The sequence below is a fragment of the Shewanella decolorationis S12 genome (assembly GCF_000485795.1).
Taxonomy (GTDB): domain Bacteria; phylum Pseudomonadota; class Gammaproteobacteria; order Enterobacterales; family Shewanellaceae; genus Shewanella; species Shewanella decolorationis.
Genome location: NZ_AXZL01000038.1, coordinates 20,871 through 37,544 on the forward strand (window position 1 = coordinate 20,871; position 16,674 = coordinate 37,544).

Sequence of the window (16,674 nt, forward strand, 5' to 3'; positions counted from 1 at the left end):
GCAGATTGATAGTTGGCGCTATCGGCATTCGAGCTTACAAATTTGTAACTGGGCATGTATTCACTCGTAACACTGCTGCAATTAGGCGGCTGATATGATTAACTTAAGTCCTTTTATTGGCGTCTGATAAGTTAGGTTTTTAGACGCTTACGGTCGCCTCGAGGCACTGGAATTAACGCATAAATATAAAAAGGACGAAAAAGAATGAAGAAAACCGCCATCTCTCTTGCGATCTTGTTATCGCTCACAGGCCTTGCGGGTTGCCAATCGCAATCAACTCAAGCGTCAGCCGATACCGCCAAATCAAGCGCGCTCAGTGCTGATGTGAAGACCAGCGCCTTTGCACAATTTAGCCAGGCCTTTATCGATGATCTGTGGCAATTAGCGCCTACCTGGGCACTCTACAGTGGCAAACACGTTAATGATGGCTATTTAGAAATCCCCAATGAAGCGAGCCGTGTTAAGACGCTCGCCTTTGTAAAAGCCCAGCAGGCAAAGCTGAAACAGTTTGAACTTAAGTCTCTGAGCTCTAACGAAACCATCGATTATCACTTAATTGATAACCTGCTAAACAGCATGGCGTGGGAAATTACCGACTTTAAATCTTGGCAATGGGATCCCTCGAGCTATAACGTAGCTGGCGGCTTTGCACAAATCATCAATGAAAACTTTGCGCCACTGGATGACAGATTACGTTCCGTATTGGCCAGAATGGAAAATATCCCAGCTTATTACGCCGCGGCGCGCAGCAATATCCAACAGCCAACCCTAGAACACACCGAATTGGCTGTGATGCAAAATCAAGGTGCGTTTTCGGTCTTCTCCGATGATTTATTGAAGCAAGTGGCGGATTCGGGTCTGTCAGATGCGGAAAAATCGCTGTTTAAATCCCGTTTCGATACGGCAACCAAAGCGATTAATGAACATATTACTTGGTTAAATACCCAGGTCAGCCAACTTAAAAAAGACGGCGCCCGCAGCTTTAGAATTGGTGAAGAATTATACGAGCAAAAGTTTGCCTTTGATATCCAAGCGGGCATGACAGCAAAACAGCTTTATCAAAAAGCCGTGGCGGATAAAGAAAGAGTGCAAGGTGAAATGGCAAAGATCACCGACAAGCTGTGGCCAAAATATTTCACTACGCCAAAACCTGCCGACAATAAAATCGCGATTCGCCAATTGATTGATAAATTATCGACAGAGCACGTTAAGCGTGATGACTTTGTGAGCGAAGTGCGTAAACAAATTCCTGAGTTGATTGAATTTGTAAATCAAAAAGACTTAGTGACCTTAGATCCTAAAAAACCATTAGTCGTGCGTGAAACCCCTGAGTATATGCAGGGTTATGCGGGAGCTTCGATTAGTGCCCCTGGCCCCTATGATAAATTAGGTAATACCTATTATAACGTCACACCACTCGATGGTATGAGTGATGAATCCGCTGAGAGCTATTTACGCGAATATAACCACTGGATATTACAGATTTTAAATATCCATGAGGCAATTCCTGGGCACTACACCCAATTAGTTTATTCCAATGAGTCACCAAGCTTAGTGAAAAGCTTATTTGGCAATGGCGCTATGGTCGAAGGTTGGGCCGTGTATACCGAACGCATGATGCTTGAAGAAGGTTATGGTAATTTCGAACCTGAAATGTGGTTAATGTATTACAAGTGGAATTTACGTGTTATCTGTAACACCATCTTAGACTACAGTATTCATGTTAAAGGCATGACCGAAGAGCAAGCCATTAGTCTGATGATGGATGAGGCGTTCCAGCAACGTGCTGAGGCGGAAGGCAAATGGCGCCGTGCCACCCTAAGCCAAGTACAACTGACCAGTTACTACTCTGGTTACCGCGAAATTTACGATTTCCGTGAAGAATATAAGCAACTTAAAGGCAAGGATTTTGACCTAAAAGCATTCCATGAGAAGTTCTTAAGTTATGGCAGTGCGCCAGTGAAATATATTCGTCAGTTAATGTTAGAAAAATAGCAATACTATAAGCGTCTAGAGTGCAAAACGCGCTCTAGACGCTTGTTATATTTTATGTCGCAAATTGCAAGGAGGATTTAGCAACAATCTATCAACACCAGCAAGAGCAAGCTATCAACTCAGAACAAAGAATATATTGATAATGAATAAACAAAATTGATTGCTATACGCGGATTATTTCGTTGATTGCAGTTCTGCCATGATAGTTAATACATCTTCGTAAGAAATGTTAAACTCTCGAGAAAGATTGATGATTTTTGTTTTATAGGTTTGGATATTTTCTTGTTGTGCAAGCTCGTGTTTCTTTTCTTCTACTAGCTCGTTAACGGTTTCTTGCAATATCAATAATCGACGCAAACTGTAGTCGAGGGATTTGATATATTTTCCCATTTGTTGTTTATTACGGGCTTGCTCAAGATCCGTTGAGGCTTTTTTTTCATATCCATATTCATCGAGTGCTGCGATAGCACTTTGCAAATCCAGATCTGTTGTCATTTGGTGTTCACTTTAATTACGAAAATTTGAGAAGCAGAATAATGTATGGGTACACCTTGAGGTGTCACACTCGTTTAACTATCGCAGATTATAATGTTAAAGCCAATGCTGACCAAGTATTTAAGCATGAAAACTAAATAAAAAGATGGGTTTCGCATAACACTTGTCGGGGTCTACAATAATGAGTAGTCTAAACTTTTCACTTAGCGGAGATCCAAATGCTTGATCTACTACCTGATTTGTTCGATCACTACCCCTCGAAATTGACGTTATTACCGCTCCAGTTTCGTCCCTATGGTGGTAAGCGTTTGTTTTGGGGGGAAGTTGTCACAGTAAAATGTTTTGAAGATAACTCCAAAGTGAAAGAAATATTGGCTCAACCGGGTCATGGAAAAGTGCTTGTAGTTGATGGCGGTGCTTCGCCACGTCGTGCATTATTGGGTGATTTAATCGCACAAAGTGCCCTAGATAATGGTTGGCAAGGCGTGATTGTCAATGGCTATGTTCGGGATGTGGCAAGACTGAGTACCTTCAATTTAGGGGTTTATGCACTTGGTGCTATGCCCATCAAGACTGAAAAGTTAAACCAAGGACAAATAAATGTTCCCATAGAGATAGGCGGTGTCACTGTTAAGCCTGGGATGATGATCTATGTCGATGAGAACGGTGTTGCTATCAGTGAGGAGTTATTAAATTTCGCCTTTTTAAATTAAGTTTATAAAAATTCAAGATGTTATTGATAAGGATGTTTCTATGAAATTCATTAAGTGGTTTTTAGCCATTCTGGTGACCTTAATTGTCGCTGTCGCCTTATATCTTACTGTTTTCTTTGACCCTAATGATTTTAAACCCGAAATTGTCAACGCAGTAAAAAAACAAACGGGTCGTGAACTCGTCATTGGTGAGGACTTATCATGGACATTTTTCCCAACTATAGGGATCAATTTAGGGGGGATTTCTCTTTCAAACCCTGACGGATTTATGCCCAAAGCCATGCTAGAAGTGAATAAAGCCGTGGCAGAAGTCGAACTTATGCCACTCTTTAGCAAGCAAATTGAAATCGCACAGTTAAGCCTTGATGGTGCAAAAATCAATTTGGTCACCCGTAAAAATGGCAGTTCGAGCCTCGATGGCTTGACGGGCAAGAGCACAGAAAAGCCTGTTACCCCACCAGCCGAATCCAGCGCCAAAACACAATTAACGAGCATTGATGTCGGTGGCGTTTCTATCACCAATACTGAAATCAACTTGATTGATGAAGCTAAGGGACAAACTCAAACCTTAACCTTAAAGCAATTTACACTGGGGGCATTTTCCCTCGACAAATTTGCACCGATTGCTTACGAATTTGCGGCGATCTTGCCGGATATGACGATTAACAGTCAGGGTGAAGGGCAAATCAAGTTGAGCCAAGACTTTAATCAACTGATGGTTGAGAAACTCAATATAGAGACTCAAGTAGAAGGCGATGGGATCCCCAATAAAAAACTGACCGCGAAGGTCAGTGTAAACAGTCAAATCGCATTAGATAAAAAACAGTTGTCGGCTGACATCAGTCAATTTACGGCGATGGATATCAATGCGGAAGGTAAGCTCGCAGTGAATTACGTTGGAAAAGTGCCACAAATTAGCGCGGATTTCCAACTGGGTGACATTGACCTCGATGCCTTGCTTCCAAAATCTGACACGGCAGAAAAGCAAACCGCTGCCACACCTTCACAAACTCAAGCGGTTGAGCCTGATCTTAGTGCTGTCAATGGCTTAGATGTAAAACTCAAATTAGCGGTGAAATCCATCAAGCTGGCGAATTTGTCCACGCAAAACTGGTTGATGGATTTAGGCATTAAGAATGGGATGGTTGACCTTAAGCAACTGACGGCGGATCTTTACCAAGGTAAATTGATCGTGAATGCACAGGTTGATGCTCGAACTAAAGTCGCAAGTTATCAATTTGATAAGCAAATATCAGGTGTTCAAATTCGTCCATTACTTAAGGATGCAGCCGAGCTGGATATTCTGGCGGGTACGGCTAATTTCAACGTCAAGGGTAAAGGTAAGAGTTTAATACCAGAGCTGTTGAAGAAAAATCTGCTTGCAAATGGCCGTTTTGATATTACTGACGGTGCTCTTTACGGAGTTAATATTCCACAGATGATCCGTAGCGCTCAGGCCAAGTTAAAAGGGGACATGTCTGCCGACACCAAAGAAGAGCGTAAAACCGACTTTTCGAGCTTGACGGGTAACTTCACTTTAGAGAATGGTGTGGCGACAAACCCTGATCTTGCCATGTCATCACCGCTATTACGTGTGGCGGGTAAGGGGAGTGCAAACCTGCTGACCGAAGCGCTCGATTATCGACTGACGACAAGTCTTGTAAATTCTCTCAAAGGGCAAGGCGGCAGTGAAAAAGATGCGTTGGCTGGGATTGATATTCCCCTTGCGATCACTGGTACCTTTCAAAAACCTGAATATGCGTTAGATACTCAAGCGCTGTTAAATAATCAGTTGAAGGAAGAGACTGATAAAGCTAAGGAAAAATTAAAAGATTCCTTGCTTAAAAAACTGGGTGGTTTTTAGGAATGACAAAACACTCCTCCATGCAAGTGTCGAGGCCACTGCCTCGACCAACACTCAGTTTAAGTCGCATCTTACGTCCGCTAGGGATCGGAATGGTTGCAGCACAACTATTGGGTTGTTTTGCGCCACTAGCCCAGTCTAATGAGCCAAAAACGGATATTCGTACCGAGGCCGCGAAACAGACTGAAGTGGTGCAAACTGCGGGGATAGCGGCGAAACTACAAGGGATAAAAGAAAAGCCAAGTTTGAAAGTTGAGCAGATCTCGTCCTTTACGTCACCGAGTCTGTTAAAAGGTGAACTCTCCCTCGGAACATTTGTTGACTTTAAGCAACCGCTTAAGGCGACGTTGACGATTCGCAATCCATCAGCCAATGCGGTTGCGCTGCGTTATCATTCAGGCATGACGGCGGATCTAGTATTGACGACTGTGCAAGGAAAGCCTCTTTGGGCTTGGTCAGACGATATGATGTTTACTCAAGCTCTGCGTGATACGCAGCTAGCAGCAGGTGAAGAGCTGATTGTCACTTTTGCCATTCCTGCCAAAGCATTAGCGGGTATTCCGACAGAAGGCGCAAACTTAACTGCGCAATTTGCAGGTAAAGCGATGCAGAGTGAATTACCCGCAATGGCACCCATAGTGTTTTTACTTACTCTTGAGTAATTTTTACCAACAATAAACTTGCTTAACATTGACTTATTGGCGTCAAAAAGATAACTCAGTTCTAAGGATAACCGTATCATTTACAAATGAAAAAGGCAGTAACCTAAGGTTACTGCCTTTTTATTTTAGTGTGACAGCTGGTGAATTTGGCTGAGAGCTTGTCTTTGCTTATTTTTGACGCCTTTAAACAGCGGCAAAGCATTAAGCATTTAAATTGCTTTCATCCACAACCAGTTTTAACACTTGACCGGGTTGAATGTATTGTGATGGCGTTAAGCTGTTCCATTCGAGCAGTTCAGCAACAGTCACTTTAAACTTGCTGGCAATGCGCGCTAATGAATCGCCTGATTTTACCTTGTAACTAACGGTACGAATTTGCTCGGCGTTAGCTTGGTTTTGCGGAGCAACGATCGTCAGTTTTTGGCCCATCTGCAATTTACTGTCTTTGGTTAAATGGTTCCAAGCGGTCAGTTGCTTCACCGATACCTTATGATCTTGTGCAATTTGCCACAGCGTATCGCCGGATTTCACTTTATATGTCAATTTGTTGCCAGAGGTTGATGTTGCAGCCTTTTTAGGTAACTTCTGGCTTGTTGACATTGCATACAGCTGTTCATCATCGGCTGAGACAGGGATAATCAGGTGCTTACCTGCAACGATATTATTGTTTTTCATACCGTTTGCCACACGGATTGCATTGACAGTGGTATGGTGCTTCTTGGCAATGGCGCCGATACTATCACCGGATTTGATGGTGTATCTGAGCCAACTTACACGGGCTTCACTCTCGGTTTCGGCCAGTGCTTTTTTAAACTCTTCTGATTTATCAATCGGCAAAACCAGCGTATGAGGCCCCGTGGGGGCCGTGGCCCAGCGGTTGTATCCTGGGTTGAGTTTTAACAGCTCGTGGGTCGTCATATTGGCGAGCCCAGCAGCCATGGCCAAATCAATTTGGCTATCAATATCAACGACTTCAATAGACGGGCTGTTTTCAATTGGCGTTAGTGTAATGCCGTACTCGTCGGCATGTTTAATCACTTCGGCAAGGGCCAATAATTGCGGTACATAACGTTTTGTCTCTTTGGGGAGATCGAGTGACCAAAAATCGGTGTTAAGACCTTTATCCACATTGCGCTTAATAGCATTAAGGACGCGAGACTCGCCCGAGTTGTAGGCCGCAATCGCATAAAGCCAATTGTTATTGGTTTTGTCGTACAGGTATTCGAGCATGTCCAACGCGGCCACGGTGGAGGCTGGCACATCGCGACGGCCGTCGTACCACCAATTCATCTCTAACCCAAAATAGCTGGCCATAGGGGAAGTAAATTGCCAAAGCCCAGAGGCGGAACTTGCCGATGAAGCGGTTGGATCGAAAGCACTTTCAATAATTGGCAAAAGGGCAATCTCGATCGGTAGATGACGCTTCTCAAGCTCTTCGACGATCAAATACATGTAAGGTGCCGCACGCTCAGAAATCACTTCGAGGTGTTTGGGGTTCTTGATGTACCAATCGCGGTAATAATTAACTAATTTTTTGTCAGGAATGGGGAGTTGCATTCCTTGACGAATTCGCTCCCACACATCAGTAATTTGCGCCGATTCAGGTTCGGTTGCGAGATAATACTGTGGGACACTATTTTCGGTTGTGACGGTTTCAGCTTCAGGTTTGGTCACCTGATGGTTGTCTAAAGTCTGACAACCCGTTAGTAGGGCAATTCCCCCTACCACAACATAAAGTGATACTCTCATGGAAAACGATAGTCCTCTGTTAGTGCATTGCCACAGCACAATCTTGCTTAGCTTTGATATAGCCTAATGTATTGATTGTTATGTAAATAGCGACAACACAGAGCGCAAAGTATTCACGCAAAAACGAGCCATTCTATGGGATCTTTTCGATCTTGTCCCTAAATTATCGTACATCTTGTGGGGTTACTTTTGATTTACATCATCAAAAGTGGAAAAAACTGTATAATTTTCAGTCGGAAATAGATCGTTTTTTACTAAAAAATATCTTTCCACTGCCTGAGCAGGGTAAAACAGGTCAGTTCATCTGCTTTAGTCAGATCCTGATCACAAAACTGATTTTTTATGCTGTTGACTATGGTAGGTGCTAAAGGTCTAAGGAAGGGATTAATGGCTCGCTCCAATCCTATCGTTGAGGGAATGGTGGCTTTGCCTTGGGCACGAAGGGTGCTTGCCTGCTCCACATAGGCGTTAAGCGCTTCATTATCAGTATCGACCGTTTGGGCAAACTTCAGATTTGATAAAGTGTATTCATGGGCGCAGTAGACTCGGGTTTCATCGGGCAGCGCCGCGAGCAGACTTAAGGATTGCCACATTTGGCTTGGCGTGCCCTCAAATAAGCGGCCACAGCCAGCGCTAAAGAGGGTATCACCGCAAAATAATGCGTCATCAACGAGATAGGCAATATGCCCAGCAGTATGCCCGGGAACGGACAGAATACGAACGGGCACGTCAACAAAGGGTAGGGTGAGCGTATCGCTAAGCATTGGGTTAATCGGCTGATTGATGCCTTCAATTGCTTCAGTTTGTGGACCATAAACGGCTAAGTCATGGCCTGTAGTCTGTTTAACATGGGCCGCGAGGGCAGGGATCCCACCCGTGTGATCCCTATGGTGATGGGTGATCAAAATACCCGCTAGTGTGAGTTGCTGTGCGCGCAAGTAGTCGATCACAACATTGGCATCGCCTGGGTCAACCACATACACGTTTTGCTGGGAGTCTTGTCGCAACACCCAGATATAATTGTCATTAAAGGCATTAATCGCTGTTATAGTGAGCATAGCATCGCCGATCGCTGTATTTCGATTTGAAGATAAGGTTATTATCCATAAGACGATAACGTTTGGCGACTGTTGCTATCATCTATAGGCAAAAGCCAAACCGGTATTGGGTGATAGGGTGATTTAACATCATCATTGAGCAAATACGTAACAGGAAGGGAGGAGACTTGTGTCCTATAACAGTTCTGCGTACAAACCCGAACAATGGGACGATTTGCCTAATGGCCCAGCCCTCCAACAAGCCGTTGCCGATAAGCTTGCCGATTGGTGGCCAAGGGTATTTGGTTATCATCTGCTCAAACTGGGCCCGTTAAGCGCCGAACTGTCGAGCATGTCATCCCCAGTTGCCCATCATTTCTCGCTGTGCTCAGAACCCAATGCCTCGTTAATAGGCGATTTTTGTCACTTACCTTTACAGAATGGGGTGATCGATGCGGTGCTGATGAGTCTGCTGCTTGAATTTGAAGCAGATCCTTACCGTATCCTGCGCGAAACCGACAGGGTTCTGATCGCTGGCGGATACCTATTTATTGTGGGTTTTAACCCCTTAAGCCCTGTGTTTCTGGGTAAGCTTTGGCCTAAATATCAGGATAAATTACCCTGGTGCGGGCGTTTTTTTATGCCGTCTCGAGTGCGAGATTGGTTAGGGCTATTAGGCTATCAAGTGGTCAGCGATGAGCGTTTAGTCTATCACCCATTAATTGGTGAATTTAATGAAGGCCGTTTTATGCAGCAAACTTTGGCCTCATGGTTACCTAGTGCGGGCAGTTTATATTTGATTGTCGCGCGTAAGTTAGAGTCACCATTAACGCCCATCCGTGACAAACGTAAGGTGAGACAACCTAATTGGACCACTGCGCCTAGCGCTGGCCGAACAGGGCACTTATCTGAACATACCAAATAACTTTTATTCATCAATGAGTTTGTTATGCGAATAACCTTAAGGCAACTTGCGGTGTTTGAAGCTGTTGCACGCAGTGGACAAGTCGCGAAAGCGGCTGAACAAGTCAACCTGTCGCCGCCGGCGACCTCCATGGCCTTGGCTGAATTAGAAAAACAACTTAACGCCCGTTTATTTGAACGGATAGGCAATCGGTTACAGCTCAACTCCCAAGGGAATCTATTGTTGCCGCTGGCAACGGACTTGTTGCATAGGGTCGAGCAAATCGAGCAAGCGTTCACGCGCCAAGACGGCGATTTAGTCGGGCATTTAAGCGTGAGTGCCAGTTCCACTATTGGTAACTATTTGCTGGCGAAGGCGGCAGTGGCTTTTTGTCAGCAACACACCCAGACCCACGTGGACGTAGCGATCACCAATACCCAAGAAGTGATCCAATCGGTCGCGCAATTTCGTGCCGAAATGGGGTTTATCGAAGGACATTGTACCGATAACCGTTTAAATATCGAGCCTTGGCATAAGGACAGACTATTAGTCTTTTGTCATCCCGCGCATCCCCTCGCTGGGCAAACGGTTAAACCCGCAGCGGTCAAAGGCCAATCTTGGGTTCTAAGGGAAGAAGGCTCGGGCACAAGGGAATATTTTGTCAATGCAGCCAATGAATTAGGTATGCAGCCCGAGGCAAAATTCTGCTTTTCTACGCCCGATGCCATCAAGCTCGCGGTAAAACAAGGGGCTGGGTTGGGCGTGCTCTCGGAATTGGCTCTCGATAAAGACATCAGCCGAAAAGAGTTGGCACTGGTAACCATTGAAGGCCTAGTGCTGGAGCGACAATTTTATCGTATTACCCACAAGAGCCGCCAAGCCACGTCATTAGGTCTGGCCTTTGTGCAGTTTTGCGGTAATTTCTTCCATTTATCTCGGGAGTGATCGGCGCAAGTGTAAGCGCCGAAATGAGCGCCGAAGTGATTACTGGTATTAGGACTCAGCCTGATAGCCTTCATCGACTTGGGTAGGGCTCGCTTCAGCGGCGGCGCGGGCGAGTTGATCGCAGCGCTCGTTTTCGGCGTGTCCGGCGTGACCTTTCACCCAACGCCAATCAATTTGGTGGAGCTGGGCTGCTTTGTCTAAACGTTTCCAGAGGTCAACATTTTTTACTGGTGTACGATTTGAGGTCATCCAGCCTTTTTTCTTCCAACCATGGATCCAGGTGGTGATCCCTTGGCGCATATATTGGCTATCACTGGTTAAAATGACTTTACAGGGCTCCTTTAACGCCTCAAGAGCGATGATGGGGGCTAATAATTCCATGCGATTATTGGTCGTCAAGGCAAAACCATCGGACATCTCCTTTGTATGGCCCTTATAATTCATTACAATGCCATAGCCACCGGGGCCAGGATTGCCCAAGCAAGAGCCATCGGTGAAGATGTGGATTAGTTTTAGTTCAGTCATCAAATGGTTATCCGCTGCAAAAATACCGGCCGAGTATAACCAATAAATGTCATAAGAAGCGCATAAAAGTATGAATATTATCTCAAACGCAAGCCGTCAGGTTATTTTGGATACTGAAACCACGGGTATGAACCAAGGCAGTGGTGCAGTGTATTTAGGCCACAGAATTATTGAGATAGGTTGTGTTGAGGTGATCAACCGCCGTTTAACAGGTCGCTATTTCCATCAATATATCAATCCAGGCCAAGCGATTGACCCAGAGGCGATAGCGGTTCATGGTATCACCGATGAACGCGTCGCCAATGAGCCTAGGTTCCATCAAATAGCGCAAGAGTTTATCGATTTTATCAGTGGCGCCGAAATTGTGGCCCATAACGCAAACTTCGACGTGAGCTTTATGGACCATGAATTTTCGCTGTTGCAGCCTTTAGGGCCAAAGACGAGTGAAATTTGTGAAATCTTAGACTCCCTCGATATCGCAAAATTTTTACACCCTGGGCAAAAGAACAACTTAGATGCCCTGTGTAAGCGCTACGGTATCGATAACTCCCGCCGCCTTTACCATGGCGCGTTACTCGACGCCGAGATCTTAGCCGATGTGTATTTGGCGATGACAGGTGGGCAGACCAAGTTCAATCTCTCTAACGAAGAAGTCGGCCAAGAGGCTGGTGGTATTCAACGCTTTGATCCGGCATCACTTAATCTTAAAGTGATCAGCGCATCGGCCGATGAACTCCTTATGCATGAAAAACGTCTTGATTTAGTCGCAAAATCAGGAAAATGCCTCTGGAGAGGATAATTTATTGCCTATGACGATGTCGCTGCGAAAATCCTTACTGAATACCACATTTGTGCTCGGCGGCCTCTGCTTGAGCACTGCTTTGCTTGCCGCCGATACTGAGCCGGCTGCGACCACAGCGTCACCCGCCAATTTGGCTTCAAAAACGAATGAGGCGCAACCCGTTGATGCAACTCCAAACGATGCGAAAATCAATGGGTCGAAAGCTAGTGTAGATAAGGCCGCTGAGGTTAACGTGAGTGCCCAAAAGCCCGTTGATGCTAAACCGAATACCATTAGCAAGCCTCCTAAGCTTTTGACGGAAAAAGCAGTGCCCGTTGACACCGCCTCTGAGCTTAAGAATCGCTTTCGGGTTGATCATATGGTCAGCAACATGACGCTGTTGATCCAGCGGGAGTATGGTTCTGCGCCTGTGGTCATTGTACTGCCCGATGGAAGTAAGTGGTACGCCAATCGCCATCCTGAGAACGTAAAATGGGTCGATGGGATAACGGGAGATATAATTTATATCGAATCACCGTTGCCTGGACCTTGGCAATTGGTCGGTAAAGTTGTGCAAGGTTCGAAAATCAAGCGTGTATCAAAGCTTGAGATTGAAGTGCAACACTTACCGCAACCCTTATTCCAAGGTGAAGAGGTTAAAGTCGTCGCCCAATTGATGGGGGATGCTGAGCGGGTTCGCATGCCGGGTCTCGATTATCTTGTCGAGTGGACCGCCCATTTTGTGAGTAAACATCGTGCTGGCGATGAAAATTTTGCCGCTGGCGATATTATTGTGGGTTCATACAAAGATAATGGCGAAAAGTTTGATGAAAGGCCCGATGATGGCACTTTTACGAGTGATATCAATCTGAAACAGCCATGGGGTGAGTACGACTTTGTGGTACAAGCCCGTAATAACGTGTTTGAGAGGCAAGTTTCCTTTCCCTTCACCTTATCACCACGGCCTGTGCATGCCGAAGTGATCACGCCTGATGACCCGTTAACGGGTCAATGGAAAATAATGCTACACGCCGATAGCAGTGTGTTACAACTTGCAGAAACGCATTTTTCATTTGAACTTGTAGGACCAGCGGGCTTGCAGTTACCGGTTGTCCTCCATGGGCTGACGCAAGACAGTACAGAACTGCCATTACCACTAGTCACGGAATTTGGAAGTTATCGCATTAAAGGTACAGTGGCGACCACCACAATCGCAGGGCGTGAAATAATACTGGATTTGCCTGAGCTCTTTTTTAACTTAGTACAACCGCCAGAACCTCCACCGAGTGAAGAGGAATTAGCCGCTGTAGCCGCCCAAAAGGCCGCAGAGGAAGAAGCACTCGCTAAGCAGGATGCGCTCTTCTGGATCATTACCGTCAATGCTGTTTTATTATTGTTAGGCATTGTGGGGCTCATCGTTTGGCGCAAACGACAAAGTTTAGCCCAGGCTCTTGCCGCTGCTGAACAAAGAATTCTAGATGAAGCGGAACAAAATAAGACCGCAGCACCATCGCTTGATGAAATTGATTTGACCATGCCGGATGAGCCTGATAATCGTAGATAAAGCGACATACAGCTTGAAGATTTGAAGCCTGATTTGAAGGTATTTTGTTCATTTAACATGGGATTTTGTTAAGTTTGGCGAAATTTTAACTAAACGATGCAATTGGGTGAAAAAAACGGTTGACGCTACGAACACTCAACCGTATTATTCACCGCAACTTGAGTGGAGCGGTAGTTCAGTTGGTTAGAATACCGGCCTGTCACGCCGGGGGTCGCGGGTTCGAGTCCCGTCCGCTCCGCCAGTCAAGTTGTTGAAATTAAAATTATAGTGCTGTTACAGCGTTATGATAAAAAGTTTGGAGCGGTAGTTCAGTTGGTTAGAATACCGGCCTGTCACGCCGGGGGTCGCGGGTTCGAGTCCCGTCCGCTCCGCCAACATTCATGAAGCCCATGCTATTAATTAGCATGGGCTTTTTGATTTTCCATCAGTTCCTATCTCATTTCTTTCTTCGTGACCGTGACCAAAATGTGACCATTTCGTGACTAATACCAATCACATTAAATATCTAATCACTTCAGAGCCTCACAGGCATCTCAATCCAAGGCGTATTGACGCAGGAATGGTTATTCCCTTTTAAGTCAATGTGACGCGGGAGTGGGATGCCTGTATGGCTCCCAAAGGGCGACTGATGTTCACTGTATGGCAACGCGCTTTATACTGTGTTTAAGGCTTCCGACAGAGCACGACTATGCATTCAAGCCTTCGCCTTGTCTAAAGCGCGTTGAACTACCGCTGAATGAACAGATATTTAATAGGATTGGTATAAGACTCACTTTTAACAGGGGTCATATTCTTCATCGGTTGACAGCATCATCAGTTTATTGAGATTTCTACTTTGTACGTGACATAAATGCTTAATAATTGCTTGAGTGCATTCAAAACAAGGTTCGGTTTATCCTCCGCTCTCACAGTGGTTAGCTAAGTAGTGAAAAGTATTAATGTGTAGTTGACACTCGATTTTAATAGTTTTAACAAAAGCCGTTGACCATATGATCATGCGTCCGTGAGTGCTGGCTCTGTTAAAAGTAAGCAATTTACCTAGGTCACATTTCGTTACGACACAAGTATAGGAGGTTATTCTCATCCGAACATTTCTAACCAATGTTCATTCTATGATAAGGGCATCATTTTTTATTCTTCTGGCTCAATGTTGACGCATCGCGAATAACGACTAATATAAGACAAATGAGACATTGTTGAGGTGATGCTATGCCTATTCCAGTCACAATTGCGGATGATTCGTTAATGTCCCGAAAAGCCGTTAGGCGTGCTCTGCCTGAGGATTGGGACGTTGAAATCACGGAAGCATGTAATGGTAAAGAGGCCCTAGAAGCTGCAAATTCAGGCAAAGCTGAGGTGTTATTCCTCGACCTCACCATGCCTGAGCTTGATGGATTTGGGGTTTTAAAGTATCTCCATGAACAACAATCAAAAACTATCGTGATTGTTATCAGTGCGGATATTCAGCCAGAAGCAAAATCATTAGTAGACTCCCTAGGTGCCTTTCGATTTTTGCAAAAACCATTGCAGCCTGCACAGCTAAGAGAAGCGCTTTTTGATGTGGGGCTCATATGAACATGTTGCTATCAGAAGAACAGCGAGATGCCTTGCAGGAGTTGATGAATATCTCTATGGGGCAGGCTGCTAACTCTCTTGCTCGATTAATTGGAGCGAAAATCACTTTATCAATTCCCAAAATTAGCGATGTTACCCCTGAGCAATTCTGCACTATGTTGTCTGATGAGACAGTATGGTACACGCGACAATCTTTTTTGGGCACGATTAAAGGTGAGGTAATTGCTACATTATCCAAGCAGGGGTGTGATGCAATTGGTCAACTTATGGATTACGAGCTTCCCCTAACTCAAGATAGCTTAAATGAACTGTTGCTAGAGCTTGCGAATATTTTAGCAGGGGCTTGTTTAACGGGATTTGCGGAACAGTTAGCATTGAACGCAAAGCTAAGTATGCCGACAATGTATAGCGCTTCAAATCAGCATTACCATTATCGCTGGGCTAGTACTTTAATGATGGAAGTAGAGTTTAAAGTAGAAGTAAGTCAATTTGACTCGAAGATTGTGATTTGTTTGGAAGAAAATTCGGTTCAAACACTTTTAGCCAAACTGCAGCTATTGCTGGAGTAATTATGAGTAATTCTCAACTGTTACAGAAACTTGCTTCACGTTTGCCCTTAGGGATCTGTGTGGTTGATGAGCTTTACAATATTGTTTATTGGAATGATTTTTTTAGTGATCGTTTATCTTCTGTAGCAGGAGATAAACAAGAAAAAAACTTACTCACGTTATTTCCTCAGGCTGCTAAATTTCTTCAAAAAAAAATTAACAGTGTGTTTGTATTGAATAATGCAAGCTTTTCCTATTGGGAACATAGGCCCCATGTATTTGATTTTAGCAGTAGCAGACCTATTACGGGTGAAGAAACTGCAATGTATCAAAATATTGAGTTTTTCCCACTTGATATTGAAGATAATCAAGTTAAAACCGTTTGCTTAATTGTACAAGATGTCACTGAGTTAGCGAGCTATTATCAAGCCCAAAAGAGCCTTTCTGAGCAATTAGAGCATGAGCATGCTTCGCTTAGTTTACTCAATAGAAAATTAGAAACAGCCCAAAATCAATTGCTGCAATCAGAAAAAATGGCAGCTATAGGGCAACTCGCTGCTGGAGTTGCTCATGAGATAAATAATCCTATCGGTTTTGTTAACTCCAACTTACAAAGCCTGCAGGACTATAATAATAAGCTGCTGAAGCTGCTGTCCTTTTATCAAAAACTGACAAAAAAAATTGGCTCTCCACCTTATTTTTTACTTGAGCAGGATATGTTAAAACGTCAGCAGTTTGAATTTATTAGTTCAGATCTACCCGATTTAATAAATGAATCCATTGAGGGATTAGAGCGCGTTGCCGTAATAGTAAAAAGCCTTAAGTCATTTTCTCATGTCGATAGCAGTGATTGGCAATATGCTAATGTGATTGAAGGTATTGAAAATACGTTAAAAATTGCAGCAAACCAAATTAAGTACAAAGCTGTAATTGTGAGGAATTATCAGGAAATTTTGCCCGAACTATATTGCCAGCCCATGCAGCTGAATCAGGTTTTCCTTAATTTACTTGTGAATGCTGCTCAGGCTATTGAAGATAAGGGCGAAATAAAAATTGATGTTAGTGCGACAGATGCTGAGTTTTATATCGTCATTAGTGATACTGGGTCTGGTATAGCACCTCAAGATATGCGAAAAATTTTTGAACCATTTTACACGACAAAACCCGTGGGAACAGGTACTGGATTGGGGTTGTCATTGTCCTATAGTATAGTGCAAAAACATAAAGGTGAAATAAAAGTTGCGTCTGTATTAGGAGAGGGCACCTCATTTACGGTTATATTACCCATTTTGTCTCCCGAAAGCATATCTTAATTTG

The 16,674-nt window shown here is 44.3% G+C and carries 16 protein-coding genes and 2 tRNA genes; 14 read left to right on the forward strand and 4 right to left on the reverse strand.

Annotated elements, in window-relative coordinates; genetic code table 11:
- Positions 1-204: 204 nt before the first annotated feature.
- Positions 205-1,995, forward strand: coding sequence for a DUF885 domain-containing protein (locus tag SHD_RS01830; protein ID WP_023265588.1), 1,791 nt, complete (start codon positions 205-207; stop codon positions 1,993-1,995).
- A 174-nt stretch (positions 1,996-2,169) separates the two neighbouring features.
- Here the strand turns inward: SHD_RS01830 and SHD_RS01835 are convergent, their stop codons facing one another.
- On the reverse strand, positions 2,170-2,490 hold the full coding sequence (locus tag SHD_RS01835; protein WP_023265589.1) for a hypothetical protein: 321 nt from the start codon (positions 2,488-2,490) through the stop codon (positions 2,170-2,172).
- A 218-nt stretch (positions 2,491-2,708) separates the two neighbouring features.
- Between SHD_RS01835 and SHD_RS01840 the strand changes: the two genes are divergently transcribed.
- The 3 genes from SHD_RS01840 (at position 2,709) to SHD_RS01850 (ending at position 5,729) form a co-directional block, all read left to right on the forward strand.
- The gene (locus tag SHD_RS01840; RefSeq protein WP_023265590.1) at positions 2,709-3,203 is read left to right on the forward strand and encodes a putative 4-hydroxy-4-methyl-2-oxoglutarate aldolase; all 495 of its coding nucleotides are present in this window, start codon (positions 2,709-2,711) and stop codon (positions 3,201-3,203) included.
- A gap of 40 nt (positions 3,204-3,243) precedes the next feature.
- A complete protein-coding gene (locus SHD_RS01845; RefSeq protein WP_023265591.1) occupies positions 3,244-5,067 on the forward strand; it encodes an AsmA family protein in 1,824 nt (607 codons plus the stop codon).
- A gap of 92 nt (positions 5,068-5,159) precedes the next feature.
- A complete protein-coding gene (locus SHD_RS01850; RefSeq protein ID WP_023265592.1) occupies positions 5,160-5,729 on the forward strand; it encodes a BsuPI-related putative proteinase inhibitor in 570 nt (189 codons plus the stop codon).
- Positions 5,730-5,930: 201 nt separating this feature from the next.
- Here the strand turns inward: SHD_RS01850 and SHD_RS01855 are convergent, their stop codons facing one another.
- On the reverse strand, positions 5,931-7,478 hold the full coding sequence (locus tag SHD_RS01855) for a lytic transglycosylase (RefSeq protein WP_023265593.1): 1,548 nt from the start codon (positions 7,476-7,478) through the stop codon (positions 5,931-5,933).
- Between the two features lie 254 nt (positions 7,479-7,732).
- A complete protein-coding gene (gene gloB / locus SHD_RS01860) occupies positions 7,733-8,536 on the reverse strand; it encodes a hydroxyacylglutathione hydrolase (protein ID WP_023265594.1) in 804 nt (267 codons plus the stop codon).
- A 169-nt stretch (positions 8,537-8,705) separates the two neighbouring features.
- On the opposite strand from gloB, the gene SHD_RS01865 reads away from it, so the two are divergent.
- The gene (locus SHD_RS01865) at positions 8,706-9,440 is read left to right on the forward strand and encodes a methyltransferase domain-containing protein (protein ID WP_023265595.1); all 735 of its coding nucleotides are present in this window, start codon (positions 8,706-8,708) and stop codon (positions 9,438-9,440) included.
- A 24-nt stretch (positions 9,441-9,464) separates the two neighbouring features.
- Positions 9,465-10,364, forward strand: a complete 900-nt coding sequence (locus SHD_RS01870) for a LysR substrate-binding domain-containing protein (RefSeq protein ID WP_023265596.1) — start codon at positions 9,465-9,467, stop codon at positions 10,362-10,364.
- A gap of 48 nt (positions 10,365-10,412) precedes the next feature.
- Here the strand turns inward: SHD_RS01870 and rnhA are convergent, their stop codons facing one another.
- On the reverse strand, positions 10,413-10,889 hold the full coding sequence (gene rnhA / locus SHD_RS01875; protein WP_023265597.1) for a ribonuclease HI: 477 nt from the start codon (positions 10,887-10,889) through the stop codon (positions 10,413-10,415).
- Between the two features lie 70 nt (positions 10,890-10,959).
- Here rnhA and dnaQ point away from each other — a divergent pair, with 70 nt between their 5' ends.
- The 8 genes from dnaQ (at position 10,960) to SHD_RS01910 (ending at position 16,670) form a co-directional block, all read left to right on the forward strand.
- Complete coding sequence (dnaQ, locus tag SHD_RS01880) at positions 10,960-11,688, forward strand: DNA polymerase III subunit epsilon (RefSeq protein ID WP_023265598.1); 729 nt, start codon at positions 10,960-10,962, stop codon at positions 11,686-11,688.
- 10 nt (positions 11,689-11,698) lie between these two features.
- Entirely contained in the window at positions 11,699-13,234 is a 1,536-nt protein-coding gene (locus tag SHD_RS01885; protein WP_023265599.1) for a TIGR03503 family protein, read from the forward strand.
- A 164-nt stretch (positions 13,235-13,398) separates the two neighbouring features.
- A tRNA-Asp gene (locus SHD_RS01890) sits at positions 13,399-13,475 on the forward strand.
- Positions 13,476-13,531: 56 nt separating this feature from the next.
- Positions 13,532-13,608, forward strand: a tRNA-Asp gene (locus SHD_RS01895).
- 265 nt (positions 13,609-13,873) lie between these two features.
- Positions 13,874-14,059 (forward strand): hypothetical protein, encoded by a 186-nt coding sequence (locus tag SHD_RS22205; RefSeq protein ID WP_084294812.1) that lies wholly within the window; start codon positions 13,874-13,876, stop codon positions 14,057-14,059.
- Between the two features lie 384 nt (positions 14,060-14,443).
- Positions 14,444-14,809 (forward strand): response regulator, encoded by a 366-nt coding sequence (locus tag SHD_RS01900; protein WP_023265600.1) that lies wholly within the window; start codon positions 14,444-14,446, stop codon positions 14,807-14,809.
- Complete coding sequence (locus SHD_RS01905) at positions 14,806-15,378, forward strand: chemotaxis protein CheX (protein ID WP_023265601.1); 573 nt, start codon at positions 14,806-14,808, stop codon at positions 15,376-15,378. Before SHD_RS01900 ends, SHD_RS01905 begins: the two co-directional genes overlap by 4 nt.
- 2 nt (positions 15,379-15,380) lie before the next feature.
- Complete coding sequence (locus SHD_RS01910; protein WP_023265602.1) at positions 15,381-16,670, forward strand: sensor histidine kinase; 1,290 nt, start codon at positions 15,381-15,383, stop codon at positions 16,668-16,670.
- Positions 16,671-16,674: the final 4 nt, after the last annotated feature.